21 protein-coding genes are annotated in these 18871 nt (G+C 35.4%); 14 read left to right on the forward strand and 7 right to left on the reverse strand.

Annotation, left to right across the window (positions count from 1 at the left end; all coding sequences use genetic code 11):
- The first annotated feature begins 3 nt into the window (after positions 1–3).
- Positions 4–1254 carry an ATP-binding cassette domain-containing protein gene (locus EM308_RS16060; RefSeq protein ID WP_035635297.1) on the forward strand — a complete coding sequence of 417 codons (1251 nt, stop codon included), beginning with the start codon at positions 4–6 and terminating at the stop codon, positions 1252–1254.
- A gap of 104 nt (positions 1255–1358) precedes the next feature.
- Here EM308_RS16060 and EM308_RS16065 read toward each other — a convergent pair whose 3' ends face one another.
- Both EM308_RS16065 and EM308_RS16070 read right to left on the reverse strand, forming a co-directional pair.
- Positions 1359–2399, reverse strand: a complete 1041-nt coding sequence (locus tag EM308_RS16065; RefSeq protein WP_035635299.1) for an RluA family pseudouridine synthase — start codon at positions 2397–2399, stop codon at positions 1359–1361.
- Positions 2389–3006 (reverse strand): PASTA domain-containing protein, encoded by a 618-nt coding sequence (locus EM308_RS16070; protein WP_035635302.1) that lies wholly within the window; start codon positions 3004–3006, stop codon positions 2389–2391. The genes EM308_RS16065 and EM308_RS16070 overlap by 11 nt, the downstream gene beginning before the upstream one ends.
- 282 nt (positions 3007–3288) lie before the next feature.
- On the opposite strand from EM308_RS16070, the gene EM308_RS16075 reads away from it, so the two are divergent.
- The 4 genes from EM308_RS16075 to EM308_RS16090 all read left to right on the forward strand — a co-directional run bounded on the left by EM308_RS16075 (position 3289) and on the right by EM308_RS16090 (position 6600).
- Positions 3289–4260 (forward strand): D-alanine--D-alanine ligase, encoded by a 972-nt coding sequence (locus EM308_RS16075; protein ID WP_035635306.1) that lies wholly within the window; start codon positions 3289–3291, stop codon positions 4258–4260.
- A 270-nt stretch (positions 4261–4530) separates the two neighbouring features.
- Positions 4531–5103, forward strand: coding sequence for a TMEM175 family protein (locus EM308_RS16080; protein ID WP_035635309.1), 573 nt, complete (start codon positions 4531–4533; stop codon positions 5101–5103).
- A 7-nt stretch (positions 5104–5110) separates the two neighbouring features.
- The gene (coaD, locus tag EM308_RS16085; RefSeq protein WP_035635311.1) at positions 5111–5575 is read left to right on the forward strand and encodes a pantetheine-phosphate adenylyltransferase; all 465 of its coding nucleotides are present in this window, start codon (positions 5111–5113) and stop codon (positions 5573–5575) included.
- Positions 5576–6021: 446 nt separating this feature from the next.
- Positions 6022–6600, forward strand: a complete 579-nt coding sequence (locus tag EM308_RS16090) for a PhnA domain-containing protein (protein WP_035635314.1) — start codon at positions 6022–6024, stop codon at positions 6598–6600.
- A 97-nt stretch (positions 6601–6697) separates the two neighbouring features.
- Here EM308_RS16090 and EM308_RS16095 read toward each other — a convergent pair whose 3' ends face one another.
- The 4 genes from EM308_RS16095 to EM308_RS16110 all read right to left on the reverse strand — a co-directional run bounded on the left by EM308_RS16095 (position 6698) and on the right by EM308_RS16110 (position 11117).
- Positions 6698–7138, reverse strand: a complete 441-nt coding sequence (locus tag EM308_RS16095) for a hypothetical protein (protein WP_035635316.1) — start codon at positions 7136–7138, stop codon at positions 6698–6700.
- 431 nt (positions 7139–7569) lie between these two features.
- Complete coding sequence (locus EM308_RS16100; protein ID WP_035635319.1) at positions 7570–8919, reverse strand: DEAD/DEAH box helicase; 1350 nt, start codon at positions 8917–8919, stop codon at positions 7570–7572.
- Between the two features lie 173 nt (positions 8920–9092).
- Positions 9093–10286, reverse strand: coding sequence for a BamA/TamA family outer membrane protein (locus EM308_RS16105; RefSeq protein ID WP_035635321.1), 1194 nt, complete (start codon positions 10284–10286; stop codon positions 9093–9095).
- A 222-nt stretch (positions 10287–10508) separates the two neighbouring features.
- Positions 10509–11117, reverse strand: a complete 609-nt coding sequence (locus EM308_RS16110; RefSeq protein ID WP_035635323.1) for an NUDIX hydrolase — start codon at positions 11115–11117, stop codon at positions 10509–10511.
- A gap of 7 nt (positions 11118–11124) precedes the next feature.
- Between EM308_RS16110 and pyrE the strand changes: the two genes are divergently transcribed.
- Entirely contained in the window at positions 11125–11766 is a 642-nt protein-coding gene (gene pyrE / locus EM308_RS16115; protein WP_035635325.1) for an orotate phosphoribosyltransferase, read from the forward strand.
- A gap of 57 nt (positions 11767–11823) precedes the next feature.
- Positions 11824–12216, forward strand: a complete 393-nt coding sequence (locus tag EM308_RS16120) for a Rossmann-fold NAD(P)-binding domain-containing protein (RefSeq protein ID WP_035635328.1) — start codon at positions 11824–11826, stop codon at positions 12214–12216.
- 234 nt (positions 12217–12450) lie between these two features.
- Here the strand turns inward: EM308_RS16120 and EM308_RS16125 are convergent, their stop codons facing one another.
- Positions 12451–13179 (reverse strand): biotin--[acetyl-CoA-carboxylase] ligase, encoded by a 729-nt coding sequence (locus EM308_RS16125; RefSeq protein ID WP_035635354.1) that lies wholly within the window; start codon positions 13177–13179, stop codon positions 12451–12453.
- A gap of 96 nt (positions 13180–13275) precedes the next feature.
- Here EM308_RS16125 and rsfS point away from each other — a divergent pair, with 96 nt between their 5' ends.
- The 7 genes from rsfS to EM308_RS16160 all read left to right on the forward strand — a co-directional run bounded on the left by rsfS (position 13276) and on the right by EM308_RS16160 (position 18847).
- Positions 13276–13647 (forward strand): ribosome silencing factor, encoded by a 372-nt coding sequence (rsfS, locus tag EM308_RS16130; protein WP_035635331.1) that lies wholly within the window; start codon positions 13276–13278, stop codon positions 13645–13647.
- A gap of 16 nt (positions 13648–13663) precedes the next feature.
- Positions 13664–15589 (forward strand): ATP-dependent zinc metalloprotease FtsH, encoded by a 1926-nt coding sequence (gene ftsH, locus EM308_RS16135; protein ID WP_035635333.1) that lies wholly within the window; start codon positions 13664–13666, stop codon positions 15587–15589.
- A gap of 111 nt (positions 15590–15700) precedes the next feature.
- Positions 15701–16303 (forward strand): LUD domain-containing protein, encoded by a 603-nt coding sequence (locus EM308_RS16140; protein ID WP_035635336.1) that lies wholly within the window; start codon positions 15701–15703, stop codon positions 16301–16303.
- Between the two features lie 2 nt (positions 16304–16305).
- The gene (locus EM308_RS16145) at positions 16306–17157 is read left to right on the forward strand and encodes a phosphatidate cytidylyltransferase (RefSeq protein ID WP_035635339.1); all 852 of its coding nucleotides are present in this window, start codon (positions 16306–16308) and stop codon (positions 17155–17157) included.
- Positions 17147–17800 carry a phosphatidylserine decarboxylase family protein gene (locus EM308_RS16150; protein WP_035635342.1) on the forward strand — a complete coding sequence of 218 codons (654 nt, stop codon included), beginning with the start codon at positions 17147–17149 and terminating at the stop codon, positions 17798–17800. The genes EM308_RS16145 and EM308_RS16150 overlap by 11 nt, the downstream gene beginning before the upstream one ends.
- A complete protein-coding gene (locus tag EM308_RS16155; protein WP_035635345.1) occupies positions 17800–18066 on the forward strand; it encodes an acyl-CoA-binding protein in 267 nt (88 codons plus the stop codon). The genes EM308_RS16150 and EM308_RS16155 overlap by 1 nt, the downstream gene beginning before the upstream one ends.
- 13 nt (positions 18067–18079) lie before the next feature.
- Complete coding sequence (locus EM308_RS16160) at positions 18080–18847, forward strand: superoxide dismutase (protein WP_035635347.1); 768 nt, start codon at positions 18080–18082, stop codon at positions 18845–18847.
- Positions 18848–18871: the final 24 nt, after the last annotated feature.

Consider the following 18871-nt stretch of genomic DNA (forward strand, 5'->3'; position numbering starts at 1 on the left):
AAAATGAAACATTGGGACATTCTTTTATCCAATCAAGTTGACAAAAAAACGTTTATAGATACTTTATTATCAGGAAAAATTGAGGGAGAATTAGCGATTTTCAATACTCTGAAAGGAATCTTGTATTCAGATATTTCGATTCAAAAACTAATCGAAGAAGAATTCATCCACGAAACCATGGAAGCTACTTCTGAATTCAACCGAAACCTTCGCACTTTTTCATCCGGAGAGCGGAAAAAAGAATTCTTGAAGTATTGCCTCAAAAAAAATCCCGATTACATCATTCTGGACAACCCTATGGATCATCTCGACCATAATTCCCGAATTGAATTAATTAAGGAAATCGAAGGCATTTCCCACTCGGTTCTTATCATTCAATTGGTTAATAGAAAAATTGATTTACTTTCTTTTATTTCAAACAAAGCTTTTATCGAAGACAATTCATTTGAAATGAAATCCATAAATATTTTGGATAATATTTCTCTTGAAAACAAGGACAGCAAACTCCCCATTCACAGCGAAATTTTCGAAGAAAGTGTTCTTGTTCAAATGAATTCTGTATTCGTAAACTATGACGAAAGACCCATTATCGCTCCACTTTCCTGGACGATAAAACAAGGCGAGTTTTGGCACTTAGTCGGGCCAAATGGTTCTGGAAAAACGACTTTATTATCCCTTATTTCGGGCGAAAACCCAAAAGGTTACGGACAGGATTTAATACTTTTTGGCAGAAAAAAAGGAAGCGGAGAAAGTGTTTGGGATATCAAAAAAAAGATTGGCTTTTTCAATACTGCCATGACCGATTTATTCAATAAAGGCAATAAAAATTTCAGTGTGGAAGATATGATTCTTTCAGGTTTCTTTGATTCTATCGGATTGTACATTCAGCCCACGACTTTACACCGAAAAATTGCCGAACAATGGCTCGAAGCAATTGGAATGACACATCTGAAAAAGAAAATTTTCAATCGTCTTTCGATAGGACAACAGCGAGTTGTCTTAATAGCCCGAGCGGCTATAAAACATCCTCCTCTATTGATTCTGGATGAACCTCTTGAAGGTCTTGATGACCAAAATGTGGCTTTGGTAACCCAACTCATCAATTTGATAAAAAAAGAAACAAACATATCTATCTTGTTCGTTTCCCACCGAATGGAACCTAATATTTCACCGGATTCTATTTTGGAATTACACCCAAGTCCAACGGGTTCTAAGGGAGTTGTACATCTACTAAAGAAATTAGCCACAGATTAAAAGGATTATCACAGATTTCATAAACAATTTAAAAAATCTTATTAATCTTTTTAATCTGTGGCAAAAAAAATAATTAATGAACAGATTCGATTATTAAACAAAAATCAATCCTCCTCAGCGTGATGCGATTTCGCATAGCCTCTCCATTTCTCGATACAATCCTTAAAATCCTGTGGTAATTCAGTATCAAAACGCATCATTTCACCGGTATTTGGATGCTCAAAACCAAGTGTTTTGGCGTGCAAAGCCTGACGTGGTAAAACTTTGAAACAATTTTCGATAAACTGTTTGTATTTTGTAAACGTAGTTCCTTTCAAAATTAAGTGACCTCCGTAACGCTCATCATTAAAAAGCGGATGCCCAATATGTTTCATGTGCGCCCGAATCTGGTGTGTTCTTCCCGTTTCCAGTTTGCAGGAAACCAAAGTCACATACCCAAAACGCTCCAAAACTTTATAATGGGTGATGGCAGGTTTTCCTATTTCGGGATCGGCAAAAACGGCCATTTGCATACGGTCTTTCAGGTGTCGGGCCAAATTCCCCTCAATAGTACCGGAATCATTGGCAACATTACCCCAAACCAGCGCAACATATTCTCTTTCGGTGGTTTTGGCTTCAAATTGTTTGGCCAAATGCGTCATTGCAGCTTCCGTTTTGGCAATAACCAATAATCCAGAAGTATCCTTGTCGATTCGGTGAACCAACCCGGGACGCTCGCTGCTGTTCATTGGCAAATTCTCAAAATGAAAGGCCAAAGCATTCACCAAAGTCCCTGTGTAATTCCCATGACCGGGATGCACCACCAATCCTGGCGGTTTGTTGATAAGCAAAAGTGCATCATCCTCATATACGATTTCCAACGGAATATCCTCTGGATCTACCCTGTTTTCAAAAGGCGGATGCGATAACATTATCTGTACCACATCAAAGGGTTTTACTTTATAATTGGACTTTACCGTCGCGTCGTTCACATAAATATTCCCGTCGCTGGCGGCGTTTTGTATTTTATTCCTTGTAGCATTTGGAATAAGGCTCATCAGGTATTTGTCAATTCGCAAAATGGCTTGTCCTTTCGGAACCTCAAACCGATAATGCTCAAATAACTCTTCGTCTAATTCCTCAATTGGATCATTATTATTGTTCATTTGCTGGCGCTTCTTCTGTTGGAACAGCTGTAGTGTCCGTCGTTTCTTCCTGATAACTCTCTTTCCCGTCTCCCAAAACCAAATCAATTTTAGAGGCTTTCAAAACCCTGTCACCTACTTTTAAATTACGGCCTTTAAAACGCATCTCCAAAACCATGTCTTTCCCTAAATTCGGAATATACGTAACAGTTCCCGGTTCAAGACCCAATGCTTTTAACGTTGGCACTGCCTCACGATACGTTTTGTCAATCAAATCCGGAATTCGAACAGACGAAAACCCAGACGAATTTATTTTTATATATACTTTTCTGCCTACTTTTACCATAGTTCCCGGCATAGGATCCTGCTCCACCACACTGAATTTTGGATAATCTCCCCTAAAATCCACACTGTCCAACAACTCATAATCCAAATCCAATTCATCCAGCTTATCCTCCACTTGTTCCTCAGTCAGTTTTCTCAAATCGGGAACTGCTATCTCATGCCCATGGTCGGTCGTAAAAGTCAGCCAATGCATAAATAAATAACCTAAAACTGCAATAATTGCAAGCGCAATAAACACTTGTCCAAAAAACACACGACTAGTAAGATACTTTTTTAAGCTCATAAATATTTTTGTTTCCCGCAAAGATAAACCTATTTCGTTTCAAAAAAAATGATAATTTTGTTTAATAGTATTAGTCTTTCCATTCATAATTTTCGGAAGGAGCTATTTCCCGCTATCCGTTGCAATCTTGTGTGCCGAACCCCGGCACACAAGGATTTCCACTACTATCGGGGCTAGGACATCAGCTTTCAAAACAACATTAGCATCTTAAAAATTAAAAACACAACAGTACAATTACACTCTAAATTGATTCGTATAATTTGTGCAAAATTCAAAAACAGTATGAAAAACATTGCCATCATTATGGGCGGCTATTCCAGCGAATACAAGATCTCTCTCATCAGCGGAAACGTAGTTTACCAATTTCTTGACAAAACAAAATACAAAGGCTACAGAATCCATATTTTCAAAGAAAAATGGGTATATGTAGACGACAACAACGCCGAATTCCCGATAGACAAAAATGATTTTTCAACAACTGTAAACGGAACCAAAATCACTTTTGACTGCGTGTTCAACGCCATTCACGGAACTCCGGGCGAAGACGGATTAATGCAGGCCTATTTCGAGTTATTGAATATTCCGCAATCTTCTTGCGACTATTATCAAGCGGCACTTACTTTCAACAAACGTGATTTATTGTCAGTTTTAAAACCATACGGAATCAAAACGGCAACTTCCTATTATTTGAACAAAGGAGATAAAATCGATACCTCCGAAATCGTAAAAAAAGTTGGCTTGCCTTGCTTTGTAAAACCCAACAAATCGGGTTCCAGTTTTGGAATTTCAAAAGTAAAAACCGAAGCCGAATTGCCAATCGCCATTGAAGTCGCTTACAAAGAAGACAACGAAATCATCATCGAAAGTTTTCTTGATGGAACCGAAGTTTCTGTTGGCGTAATTAATTACCAAGGAGAAATAAAAGTGTTGCCGATTACTGAAATAGTTTCTGAAAATGATTTCTTTGATTATGAAGCGAAATATGAGGGGAAATCACAAGAAATAACCCCAGCAAGAATCTCCGATGAAATGACCCAAAAAGTGAGTCAGGCCGCAAAACGCGCTTATGAAGTATTGAAAATGAAAGGTTTCTCCCGTAGCGAATTCATCTTTGTAAACGGAGAACCTCATATGCTCGAAATGAACACCATTCCAGGATTGACAACAGAAAGTTTGATTCCGCAACAAGCCAAAGCAGCCGGAATTTCTTTGACTGATTTGTTTACCAATGCAATTGAGTTGGCGGTTAAGTAAAATATTGAGATGCCAAGACAGTATAAAAAGTTTTTCTAAATACTGCCTTCGGAAGGTAGAATAAGATTAATACGATAAGTTTACAACACAATATTGTCATTCCGACGGAGGAGGAATCTCCGTATGTAACTTCGCATACAAAGACCACTATCTTCGTCGATTTTGCAGCGGGGATTCCTCGTTCCTCGGAATGACAAACAAGATGATAAAAATTCGTGCAATTAGCACCAAAATTCTTAGAATCTCAGCAACTTAGAAACTCAAAAAAAAATGAACAAAACCAGACTCGAAGCCTTTAGCGATGGTGTATTAGCCATTATCATCACCATCATGGTGCTGGAAATAAAAGCGCCAGAAGACGATAGTTTTGAATCCTTACAGCATTTAATTCCGGTTTTCTTGAGTTATGTTTTGAGTTTTATTTACGTAGGCATTTATTGGAACAACCACCATCATATGCTTCAAGTAGTCAAAAAGGTGAATGGTTCTATTTTATGGGGAAATCTCTTTTTGCTTTTTTGGTTGTCTTTGATTCCCTTTGCCACAAGTTGGATTGGAGAACATCATTTTTCGGCAGTTCCCATGAGCATCTATGGTTTTGTGCTGCTGATGTGTGCTATTGCTTATAATATTCTTCAATACCGAATTATATGTCTGGAAGGAAAAGATTCGATTTTGCACCGCGCTGTAGAAAAAGATCTGAAGGGCAAAATATCTGTAGTATGTTATATTCTAGCCATTCCACTTGCTTTTGTCTCCCCTTGGATTTCGGGTTTACTCTATATTGCCGTAGCGTTACTTTGGATAATTCCCGATTCAAGAATTGAAAAACAATTAAATTAATTTACAAATGAACAAAGCCATTTTCCCTGGATCATTCGATCCCATCACATTAGGTCACGAAGATATTATACAAAGAGGAATTCCTTTGTTTGACGAAATTGTAATTGCCATTGGCGTCAATGCCGAGAAAAAATATATGTTTTCCCTTGAAGAAAGAAAACACTTCATTGAGGAAACTTTCAAGAATGAACCAAAGGTTTCTGTGATTACATACGAAGGACTGACTATTGATTTATGCAAAAAAATTAATGCTAATTTCATCCTTCGTGGTCTACGAAATCCTGCCGATTTTGAATTCGAAAAAGCCATCGCCCACACCAACCGAAGATTATCCAAAATAGAAACTGTCTTTTTGTTGACCGCTGCGAGAACTTCATACATCAGTTCGAGCATCGTGAGAGACGTTATCCGTAATCATGGTGAATACGAAATGCTAGTTCCCGATGCGGTAAGGGTTAAATTGGATAAGTAGCATTAGTTAGATTTTATCAAACTGAAGTTATTCACCACCAATCTCCTATTTTTAATTATGATAGCAATTTTAATATTCGGTCCATTCATTTTGATTCCATACATAATGTCACATATTTTTAATCGATTTGATTATTCTGAAAGATTTATGACATATATTCTCAGCGGAATAGCGTGTTTAGGATACTCTGTATTATATGATTGGATAAGTGTCTACTTAAGTCCTCCACCTACTCACCCTGTATGCCGTTATCCCTTATTTTTATTTCCAATATTTTTTTCGCCGTTTCTAACACTTCTACAATTTATATTCAACAAAGCAATCATTAAATCTGTCAAATATGAAGACATGGATAGTCAAAATGAATGATAAAAACCCCAATAAACATAAAACTTGCAAAGCCTATCCAATAACCGTACTTTTGCAACAAAAAAACACACTTTACAATGAGCTTCGAAAGAGAATTAAATAAACGCAGCGGTTCGCAATGTGAATTATGCGCTGCCACCGAAAACCTGAAAGAATACCAAGTATTGCCTACCCAAAAAGGCGGATTGGACGAAAGCATTTACGCCTGCGTAACCTGCATTGATCAAATTGAAAACCCGGGTCATGAAGACTTAAACCACTGGAGATCTTTGAACGACAGTATGTGGAGCGAACACATTCCGGTGCAGGTTGTGGCTTGGAGAATGTTGAGCCGTTTGCGCAAAAATGGCTGGCCACAGGAATTGTTGGAACAAATGTATCTTGACGACGAAACTTTGGCATGGGCGCAAGCCACAGGCGAAGGTGAAGACGATGAAAACAAAATCATACACCGTGATGTTAATGGCGTTATTTTAAATCATGGAGATTCAGTTGTACTAATCAAAGATTTGAAAGTAAAAGGTTCCAGTATGGTCGCCAAACAAGGAACTGCGGTAAGAAACATTCGACTAGACCACGAAAACGACCAATATATTGAAGGGAAAGTAGATGGTCAACAAATTGTGATAATAACACAATACGTTAAAAAAATATAATTTTCAGTTTGCATAAAAAAAGTCCTCGAAAATCGAGGACTTTTTTATGACTTGCAATTTTAGTCTTAATTCTTAATACTAAAATCTTAATACTCTTTTAGCTTTTTTGAAACAATTTTTCAACTTGTTCTTTTGATAATGGCTCAGACATATGGGTAGAACCAGCATCTTTACTGGAAACCATAAACTGTACCATTGTTTTATCTGAACTTGCAATATAATGTAACCAAACAAAGTTATTTGGTAATTCTAATTTTACATCATTCAGCGGACTTGCTGTAAATCCTTTTGAAATAATTGAGTACAGACTTTGATAAGCATTATCAATGTTTTTGAATGTAAAAGCTTTCAAAGACGGCTCCTCATCTTCGCTTTGTACAGTTGTGTAAAAAAAGGTAAACTCATCGCCTATCTTTTGAACATAAAAACTATTATTTACTCTACCTAGTTTTTCAACTTGTACAGTTTCAAGAACCTTAATTTGGCTAAAGCCAATGGAACTAATAAATAAAGCAGCAATCGCAATAATTTTTCTCATAATATATTTGGGGTTAATAATACACTAGTAGGTTAGTATTTGCCCGCAAACATAATAATAACAATGAGACGACTTTGTTGATGCTTTACTTTTTTATTAACACTATTTTTTTGTTTTTGTTTGTAAATTAACACGACAACTTGCACGTCTTAAAATTCGAAATATTTGCCAAAATTGAGAAATGGCACACAGATTAAACGGATTAAACTGATTCGCACAGATTTTTAATTTTTCTCGAAGCATAAAAGTCTACGATAATCTGTACAAAAAAATTCAATGAAATCTTAATGCGGATTCAAGGCTAAATTCAATGCAAAAAAAACGCTAACAAATAATATACTGTTAGCGTTTTCTAAAATTATTCCTTTATAAATTCTGCTTTCTGACTTCTGAAATCTAAATTCTAAATTCTGCCTTCTGAAATCTGCAACCTACTCCTCCTCTTTCTTGATAACTTTTCTGGCTACTTCAATTTTGAATTTCTTGCCCTTCATTTTTTCATGTTTGACATGATGCAGCAAATCTTTTACTTTACTGAATTTTACAGCGGCAAATGAGATGAAATCTTTCACTTCAATAAGCCCTAAATCTCCTTTTTCCAATTTTCCTTTTTGGGAAAAGAAACCTACTATATCAATTTTATTCAACTTGTTTTTCTTTCCACCACTAATGTAAATAGTCTGAAATTCGGGCGGTTTTGGCAATGTGGTTGCATTTTCCACATTAAAAACTTCCATGGCATAATCCAGATAATCCATTTTTTTCTCGCTTTCATGTGTGATCACATAAGCAGTTCCAGATGCCTGCATACGTGCCGTACGACCATTCCTGTGGGTAAACTCATCTTCTTTTAAAGGCAAATGATAATGGATTACGTGTTTCATTTCGGGAATATCGAGTCCGCGGGCAGCGAGATCTGTGGTGATTAAATAACTCATACTTCCGTTACGAAATTGAATCAGCGCGCGTTCCCTTTCCTCCTGATCCATTCCTCCGTGGTAATAAACACTATAGATACCTTTTTCATTGAGGGTATCGCTTATTCTTTCTGCAGCATCTCGATGATTGCAAAAAACAATTGCCTGCTGTGATTTCAACGAACATATCAAATTAAACAAACTTCCCAATTTGTCTTTTTCTTTGGAAACAACCATTTTGGTGGTCAAATTACTTTCCTGTTCTTCTTCGCTTGGGATAAAATCAAGAATAGTAGGATTGACCACTCGGGTATATTTTGGAATTTCTATATCGGATGTTGCCGAAACTAAAACACGTTTGTTCAACTTAGAAAGTTTTCCAATAATAAAAGACATTTGCTCATGAAAACCCAATTGCAGGGATTTGTCAAACTCATCCAAAATCAAAGTCTGGATTTTGTCCAATCGAAAAGTACCTCTGTCGATATGATCTGCAATACGACCGGGAGTTCCTATCAAAACAGCTGGAGGATTACTTAGATTTTTTATTTCGGTTTCGATGGAATGTCCGCCGTAACACACATTTACTTTGTAATCGGTTCCCATTTTTTTCCAAACTTGTTCAATCTGCAATCCTAATTCCCGTGACGGAACCAAAATCAAACATTGAACGGATAAAATTTCGGGCTGTAGCATTTCGAAAATTGGCAACAAAAAGGCCAAAGTTTTTCCGGAACCTGTTGGGGAAAGAAGCAATACGTTATTGTCATTTAGGATGACATCTTGTGCAACTTCTTGCATTTCGTTTAGGCTTTCGATACCTAAATTCAATACTATATTATTGGAGTGGTGTTTTTTATTCATTTTGCAAAGGTAATCAAAAATAACACTTTGCTTTCGTATACTAATTTTTAACCTAAATTATGAGATAGCCACAAATTACACAAATTAACACAAATTAAATTGCGGTAATTTGGGTAATTTGTGGCTAAAACATTTTTAAAAACTATAAGTAATTTGTGGGTAAAACATAATCCCTAAAAAGCTTCGGTAAGCCTAAAATAAAATCCCCAATCCCCGCGACCTGCAGCGACATCTATTCCCGCATTTACTTTTTGACCGGCTTTTTCAATAACCCGATAACGAGCACCTACTCCTATACTTGGTAATGGTTTGCTCCATGAAGCACCAGAATTATACCAATCGCCCGAAGCGGCTCCTGTTTCAGACTTACGATAAGCAATCCCGAGTCCGGCAAAACCAACGTATCCCCATTTTTTATAGAAATTATTTCTAAATTCTGATTGAACAGTGTATGTTTGATTTCCTCTATATTCCCCTTGCGTATAACCTCTTAAATCTGTTTGACCAATATAATCCTGAGACGCAAAAGGAACATCTCCAAAATTGGCTTTCATAGCAAAACGGCTGGCCAAAATTTTGTGAGCGCCCAATTCCTTATAATGATTCACATATAACATCGTTTTAATAAAATCGTGGTCATTGTCCAACCAAGATGGCACAGTCGAGAATCTACCATCTATAAAAATTCCTGAACTCGGATTGTAAATACTGTTTCGGGTATCATAACTTATTGGTACAGAAAGTGAATTCGTATTATTTGGCTCCACAATTTTGCTATCATCTGGAAGCGTGACAGTAACATCTGAACGCATTATGAACCCACCCAAACCCAAATAAAAATTTTCAAAAACCCTTCTCTGTAACGAGAACGCAAACAGAGCTCCCTTCGTTGTATAAGGTGTTTCATAAACGCCTGTTACGCCTCCCTCGCCTTCATCAAAGGATTGAAAAGCCTGAAAATTATAATTTATATATCCAACAGCAGTAAGCACTCTCCAATAATCTTCCTTAAGATAAAGACGTGTACCAACCATTATATAATAAGAATCATTCGTCGCATAATTACCTATAGCCATAACTCTGGAAAGAGGTGCTTTTTTGGAATCATCAGCCTTGAAAAGTCCCATGGTTATTGCTCCAACCCCTAATCCTTGTGAACGGTCATAAGTTAATGTAGGCATTGGTACAAAAGCAAATTTCTTTTCTTTCTTTTTGATGGTGTCACCACTTTTTACCGTATCCAAAATACCAATAAGTTTTAATGGTTTCATTTCTTCGGTACGGTTTCTATGCTTATCATTTTTTGAAAATGAAAAAGCACAAAGAGCAGAAAACAAAAATGCAAGTAGGGGGAGAGTTCTTTTCATCAGAAACTAAATTTTAAAGATCAAATAAGATAATTGTAAAAGTTCAACTATCGAATTTAAAGATAAAAAAATTAAAATCCCCATTTATCCAAAACAAAAAACTAATAATCAACAAATTAAAATAACACAAACAATTATTTCTCCCAAATATTAAGTTTTATACAAAAAAAAAAGGTGATACAAAAAAACTTCTGTACCACCCTATTTTCATTTTACCAAAAACTATTTATTATTGATTAATTTTTCTTCTTCAAACAGAAGCTTAATATTTTCATACGAATTTTGTAAAGCAGCTGGAATTTCGCTTGGTTTCAGCCAGGCTACTTTTTCAATTCCTTCTTCCAATTGACCTTTTGGAGTACCTTCAAATGAAGATTGCATCTCAAACCAATGCGTAATTTTTAGTCTGTATTTTCCGTTTCGTTTAAATACATGATACGTTTTCTGTAGTTTTTTAATGACTTCCAATCCATTTACACCTGTTTCTTCCTCAACTTCACGCATGGCGGTTTCTTCGATAGACTCCCCTTTATCAGTACCCCCTTTTGGCAAATCCCATTTTCCGTTTCTAAAAATAAATAAGACTTCCCCTTTTTTATTATATACCAATCCTCCGCCCGCTTTATTGACCGCAATTTTTGCCTTCAACGTTTTCATAATCACACTTTCATCAGGGTGATACAGATACGCTTTCTTAATTTTATTTTGAAACATTTTCACAATAACCTGCTCAATATCAATACTATCAAGCAAAAAAAGTTGAAAATCTGTCTCCTTAGAGATTTGATTTGTCAAAAAAAGTGGTTTGTCGTTAACAAAAACTTTATACATTTGTATTATGATTTTTAATAAAAATACAGCCGAAAAAACAGCCGAATTGCTTTTGCAAATAAATGCAATTAAATTGAATCCAGGAAATCCTTTTACATGGGCTTCTGGATGGAAATCGCCTATATATTGCGATAATCGTTTAATCCTCTCGTTTCCAGCTATAAGAAATTATGTTCGGGACGAATTTTCCAAAAACATCGAAAAACAATTTGGTAAGCCAGATGTAATCGCTGGTGTAGCCACTGGAGCAATTGGTATTGGTATGCTGGTTGCAGAAAGTATGGGACTACCTTTTGTGTATGTGCGTCCAGAACCCAAAAAACATGGTCGCCAAAACCAAGTCGAAGGTTTTTTGCAAAAAGGACAAAGCGTAGTAATCATAGAAGACTTGATAAGCACTGGAAACAGTAGCCTACTCGCCGTTGATGGTTTACGGGATGCAGGAGCAGTTATAAAAGGAATGGCAGCCATATTTACTTATGGATTTGATGTTGCAGAAGAAAACTTTAAAAATTCCAAAGTCGAGTTATATACTTTGAGTAATTATCAAAATTTATTGAATTTGGCTGTTGCCAAAAAATATATTACCGAAGAAGAAGAACAAACTTTGAGGGAATGGAATGGCAGTCCTGCTACTTGGAGTGTTTAAGCAACATATTCTGATTTTTTCCAAACGCTTAAAAACAAAAAATACACCAATAAAAGAATGAACTTAGAAAGTCCAAAAGTTACAGTTGAAAAATCAAGTCAAGAATTATTTGATTTGTTAAGCGATGTAAAAAACTTCGAAAAATTAATGCCCGATAATATTGCAAAATTTGAAGTTACCTCAGAAGATGCTTTTATTTTTGGATTAAAAGGAATGCCAGAAATCAAATTGAAGATGAAAGAAAAAGTGGCTCCAAACAAAATCGTTTTGGGAGCTGCAAGCGACAAAATTCCTTTTACCTTGGTAGCCAACATCGATACCGTATCAGATCAGTCAAGTGCTGTAAAACTGGATTTTGAAGGTGAATTTAATGCAATGATGGCTATGATGGTAAAAGGCCCTATCAGCAAATTTATCGAAACTCTAGCAAACAACATGACAAAATTGTAAGACAAGTATAACCCAAAAAGAAAGCCTTTTAGTTTTATTGCTAAAAGGCTTTTTTACTTCCACAGATTTCAGTTTAACCCAGAATTATATTTTTTTTAAAGCAGATTTCACAGATTATCACAGATTTTTTTTACACGGAAGTAAAATTCGTGCAATTCGTATCTAACAACCTAATCTTAGATAAATTATCTTTCTTCAAATTTGCCTAATTTGTGGCTATAGCGTAATTCCGGCTTAATAAAGCATCTGCACTTCCTTCAGATTGTATTCGCAAATACTGTCATCTTCCAAAAGAATCTGAAGTTTCCCAACAGAAGAAACTCCTTTAATAATTCCCATAAAATTATCCTGATTTTCATCCGAAAAAGCTGCAGGAACCCCTATTTTAAACAATTCTCCGGTATATTCTTCCCACAAATCAAAAGCTACGGCATTGTATTTCGCTATCATTTGCTCTATTTCTTCAACAATCCCAAACAAAATTTCTTCTTTATCAAATAAAGTATCACAGATTACTGCCAACGATGACGCTCTTGGCAAATTCTCAAATTGCAACTGATTTACATTCAGCCCCAACCCAACAACAGAACGTATGGCTCCAGAACCTTTTATACTATTTTCAATCAATATGCCACCTATTTTCTTATTGGCTGACATAATGTCGTTTGGCCATTTCACACTTAATTCGGGAATACTGTATTTTTTCAAGGTTCGAATTACAGCCAATGACACAACTACATTCAAATTAAAAACAGCTTCATTATCAAATAAAAAATCCTTAACCAAAACACTCATTATAAGATTCTTACCAGACTCAGAGTCCCACTTAGCCCCCATCTGCCCCTTCCCTTTTAATTGGTTTTCGGCGGTTACAACAGTAAAATTTTGAACTTCCTCCTTGTTCGATAACCCTTTTAAAAACTCATTTGTCGAATCTATGGCATCGAGTTTGATTAGCTTCATGTGTTCTTTTTTTTGATAAAACATAATTTAATATTATGTCAGGGTCAAAATTAATCACAAAAAATGGTAACTTTACAAACTTATATAAAAAAATAAATGGCGAAAAAGACTATAAACAACGATGTTCTCTTAGCAAACATCATCAAAGGAATAGAAGAAGTAAAAGGAAATGACATCGACATTTTAGATTTAAGAGAAATAGACACAGCCGTTTGTGACTATTTTGTCATCTGTAACGGTAATTCAAACACTCAAGTGAATGCCATCGTGAATTCTATTCAAAAAACAGTTTCTAAAGATTTAAAAGACAAACCTTGGCACGTTGAAGGTTCGGATGTGGCCGAATGGGTATTGATGGACTATATTCACATCGTGGTGCATGTATTTCAAAAACACATTCGCGAATATTACAACATTGAAGGCCTTTGGGGTGATGCCAAAATCACTAAAATAGAAAACAAATATTAAGAAATAATCTTCTGCAATGGCTAAAGAAAACAATCAAAATCCAAATAAATTTAAAGTAAGCCCCTGGTTAGTTTACACTGCTATATTATTCATTTTTCTAGCAATCAGTTTTTTAACTGGAGGATCAAGCTTTCACGAACCGGCACAATTGACTTCTTCGAAATTCAATTCTTATTTGGAAAAAGGACAAATCGAAAAAGTAATCGTTTACAATAAAAATGAAGCCGAAGTTTATTTAAACCAAAAAGCCTTAAGTGATCCTCAACATAAAAGTGTTGCAAAAGACGTGTTGGGCAATGTAAACAAAGGCCCTCATTATTCATTTGACATTGGTAATGACCAAATCTTTCAAACCAAACTTGAAAAAGCGGTTGCTGAAGGAAAATTAAAAGATTTTAATTTTTTACAAAAAAGCAACTGGACTGATCTTTTTGTAAGTCTGTTGCCAATCATTATCATTATTGGTGTTTGGATATTTATCATGCGAAAAATGTCAGGCGGGCCAGGAGGCGGAGGCGGACAGATTTTCAATATTGGAAAATCCAAAGCCAAACTTTTTGATGAAAAAACAGATATCAAAACCACATTCAAAGATGTGGCGGGTCTGGAAGGCGCCAAAGAAGAAATTCAGGAAATTGTCGAATTCTTGAAAAATCCTGAAAAATACACCAATCTAGGAGGTAAAATTCCTAAAGGAGCTTTACTTGTAGGACCTCCGGGAACAGGTAAAACATTATTAGCTAAAGCTGTAGCCGGTGAAGCACAAGTCCCTTTCTTCTCATTATCTGGTTCGGATTTTGTTGAAATGTTTGTAGGTGTGGGTGCTTCAAGAGTGCGCGATCTTTTCAAACAAGCCAAAGAAAAATCTCCAGCCATTATTTTTATTGACGAAATTGATGCTGTAGGTAGAGCCAGAGGAAAAAGCAATATGTCTGGTGGTAACGACGAAAGAGAAAACACGCTAAATCAATTATTGACTGAAATGGACGGTTTTGGAACCAATTCAAATGTAATCGTTCTCGCTGCCACAAACAGAGCCGATGTTTTAGACAAAGCCTTAATGCGTGCCGGACGTTTTGACCGTCAGATTTTCGTTGACTTACCAGATATCCGCGAAAGAGCCGAAATTTTCCAAGTACACCTAGCTCCTTTGAAAAAAGTGGAAGGATTGGATATCGACTTTTTAGCCAAACAAACTCCTGGCTTTTCTGGAGCTGATATCGCAAATGTATGTAACGAAGCCGCACTTATTGCCGCCAGAAATAACAAAGAAGCTGTTGACAAACAAGATTTCCTTGATGCGGTAGACCGTATCATTGGCGGACTTGAAAAGAAAAACAAAATCATCACTCCTGAAGAAAAAAGAGCTATTGCTATTCACGAAGCAGGACACGCCACTGTAAGCTGGATGCTGGAACACGCAGCACCGCTAATCAAAGTGACTATCGTTCCTCGTGGACAAAGCCTTGGAGCTGCATGGTATCTACCAGAAGAGCGCTTAATTGTTCGTACAGACCAAATGCTAGACGAAATGTGTGCTACAATGGGAGGTAGAGCTGCCGAAAAAGTAACTTTTGACAGAATATCCACAGGAGCTCTAAGCGATTTGGAAAAAGTGACTAAACAAGCCCGTGCTATGGTTACCGTTTACGGATTGAATGAAAAAATTGGAAACGTAACTTATTACGATTCAAGCGGTCAAAGCGAATACAGTTTTTCAAAACCTTATTCTGACGAAACTGCCAAAATAATTGACAAAGAAATTTCAGATCTTATCGAAAATCAATATCAGAGAGCGATAACTATTCTTGAAGAAAACAAAGATAAATTAGAGCAGCTCGCCTCAATATTAATCGAAAAAGAAGTGATTTTCAAAGATGACCTAGAAGCTATCTTCGGAAAAAGAACTTTCGACAAAAACTTGGGAGAAGTAGTCTCTTAACTACTAAATAAAAACAATTAATTAAAATCTTAATTCAAAAACCCTTTTTGAATTAAGATTTTTTTATCTTTGAACGTTTTCAAGCAACACAAAACGATTATTAAGAAATTTATGAATCTTTTTAAAAAATTATTTGGTACCAATGACCCTTCTTCAGATGAAGCAAGGGACGGTCGTTCTAACAAACCAAATTCAGATATTAATTCCCCTTTGGACGAACAATTTGTCTACAATTTTAAAAAAAACGGGGGTAAATTTTTATACTGTGAAAACGCCAATGAAGTAAAGGAACAATTTGAAAACATACTTGAAGAAAACGATTGGTTTGAATGTGAAGCTTTATGTTATGAACCTAAACTAATCTATTTACTGGAAGAAAACAAACTAACTTACGGTCAAAATATAAATCCTAAATTTTTATTGTCAAGTTGCGAAAATCTAGTTGCCGAAGAAGGTTCCATTTTATTTTCTTCAAATCAGATTAAACAAAAAAAACCAAATGATTTGCCTGCGAATATCATTATCCTTGCCAAAACAAGTCAAATTGTTGAAGGAAAAAGCGATGGCCTTAGCGCAATAAGAAAAAAATACCTGACCGAATACCCCACCAATATCACAACAATAAAATATTTTGAAAAAGCAAAAGAGGAAGATTTCACCCAGTACGGAAGTTCTGCCAAGAATTTATATTTATTGCTTTTAGAAGATCTTTAATAATGAATGAAACACTAAAAAGATCAATATCGGGGGCACTTTACATTTTACTATTAATAGCTTCAATACAATACTCTATAGAAACTTTTTTTATTCTATTCGGAGTTTTTTTGTTGATAGCAGTAATGGAATTTTGTAATCTGGTCCATTTAAACAAAATTGCCCCAATAGCAATAGCCATTATATTTTATTTGCTTTTTTTTAAGATTGCAGTAGCCATAGAAGATGATGGCCTTTTTTATATTTTGCGTTACAGCAAAAACTTCGACTTGGCGGTACTTTTTTTATCTCTCATTGTATCATTAAAATGCATCATTTTTTTATTTGACAATAAAAACCTAACAGTAGATGCCTTTTCAAAATTTGCTTATCTGATAGGATACATTGTTTTACCTTTTATCATTATTACCAAAATTCCTTTCGGGATAAAAGGCTATAACCCAAACATTCTTATTAGTATTTTCATTTTAATATGGACCAATGACACCTTTGCCTATTTGGTAGGTAAAACTTTTGGAAAACATAAATTATTCGAACGTATTTCTCCAAAAAAAACAATCGAAGGATTTTTGGGAGGTCTTGGATTTTCATTGATTGCCAGTTATTTTATCTCAAAATATTTTTTAGAACTTCCTGAAAAAAACACTTACATCTGGATTATTATCGCCCTAATAGTAGGCATTTTTGGAACAATAGGAGACCTAGTTGAATCCAAATTCAAAAGAATTTCAGAAAAAAAAGATAGCGGAAATATAATGCCCGGACACGGAGGCATTCTAGATCGACTGGATAGTGTTATCTTTGTAGCACCAATAATTTTTTTATTTTATCAAATTTTAAGTTATGTTTCATAAAGAAGGAACTCAAAGTATTTTATTAGGTACTTTTTTTACTGCCGTTGTTTGTTTAGTAGCAGACCATTTCATCCAGACAGAATGGATCAAAATGGCTATTGAAATAACAGCTTTATTGCTATTGATTATCATTTTGCAATTTTTTAGAAATCCAAAACGAAAAGTGGAAATCAATGAAAACCACATACTTGCCCCAGTCGATGGAAAAGTTGTTGTTACAGAAGAGGTTTATGAATCTGAGTATTTTAAAGATAAAAGAATTCAGGTTTCCATATTCATGTCTCCTATCAACGTGCACGTTACTCGTTATGCAATAAGCGGAATCGTAAAATTTAGCAAATACCATCCAGGCAAATTTTTGGTGGCTTGGCATCCAAAAGCCAGCGAAGAAAATGAAAGAACAACCATTGTAGTCGAGAATAATACTTTTGGCGCTATTTTATACCGCCAAATTGCTGGTGCACTGGCCAAACGTATAGTGAATTATGCGCAAGAAGGCATGCAGGTTGTACAAGGAACCGATGCTGGTTTTATTAAATTTGGTTCAAGAGTGGATATTTTTTTACCAATAGGTACTCCAATTAATGTGTCATTAAACCAAAAAGCAATTGGAGGAAAAACTATAATTGCAATTAAACCTTAATGGCAGGAAAAGATTTAGACAAACAATTTCAGGAAGCCGTAGAAATCGCTTCCACAATGACTCAGGCATCACTTCCTCAAGATGTTCAGCTACGTCTTTATGCTTTTTATAAGCACGCAACATTTGACAAAACCAAATTTACCATTTCAGACGATTCTGATATAAGAAATGCTTTTAAAACAAACGCCTGGATCCAAATAAGGCATCTTTCAAAAAAAGAGGCCAAACAACAATATATCGAACTTATTAATTCCTTAACAAAGTAACTCTATTATTCTGATGAAAAAAATAGTAGCACCTTTACTCTTTATTTCGGTTTTAATTTCATGTAATGACAAAAAATTGACCGAAGTTGTCGAAGTTCCGTTGCCAACAGTCCAAGAAAAAGTAAAAATTGGTAATCCTGATGATTTGAAAGCCAGTGGAGGAGCATTTCAATTGGAAAAACTACCTTTTGGATATGAAGCGTTGACTCCAAATTTATCGGCTTTAACATTAGAATCTCATTATAAAAACTATTTGTATTATACCAATAATCTAAACAAAGCATTAGTAGGAACTGGAAAAGAAAATCTCAGTATTGAAGATATCATTACCAATGTTGATATTACAAATCCTGAAATTCGTAACAATGCTGGTGGATATTACAACCATACTTTATACTTTAAATGCATCGCACCAAATGCTGGAGGTGAGCCAATCGATACATTAGCTTCCAAAATCACCAAGGATTTTGGCTCTTTTTCCAATTTCAAGGCCGTATTTAAAGAGACCGCAAACAAACAATTTGGTTCAGGTTGGGTTTGGCTTGTAGTTGACAAAACCGGAGTACTTCAATTATCAACAACACAAGACCAAGACAATCCATTAATGACCAATGCCCCTGTTGTTGGATTTCACGGAATCCCAATTTTAGGAATAGATCTTTGGGAACACGCCTATTTTTTGGATTACCAATACAAAAAGAAAAAGTACATCGATGATTTTTTTAATATCGTAAATTGGGAAAAGGTAAACGAAAATTACAAAGCCACTTTCAAGAACTAAAAGAATAAAAAAGCTGACATCACA

It is taken from the genome of Flavobacterium gilvum, from assembly GCF_001761465.1.
In the GTDB taxonomy this organism is placed as follows: domain Bacteria; phylum Bacteroidota; class Bacteroidia; order Flavobacteriales; family Flavobacteriaceae; genus Flavobacterium; species Flavobacterium gilvum.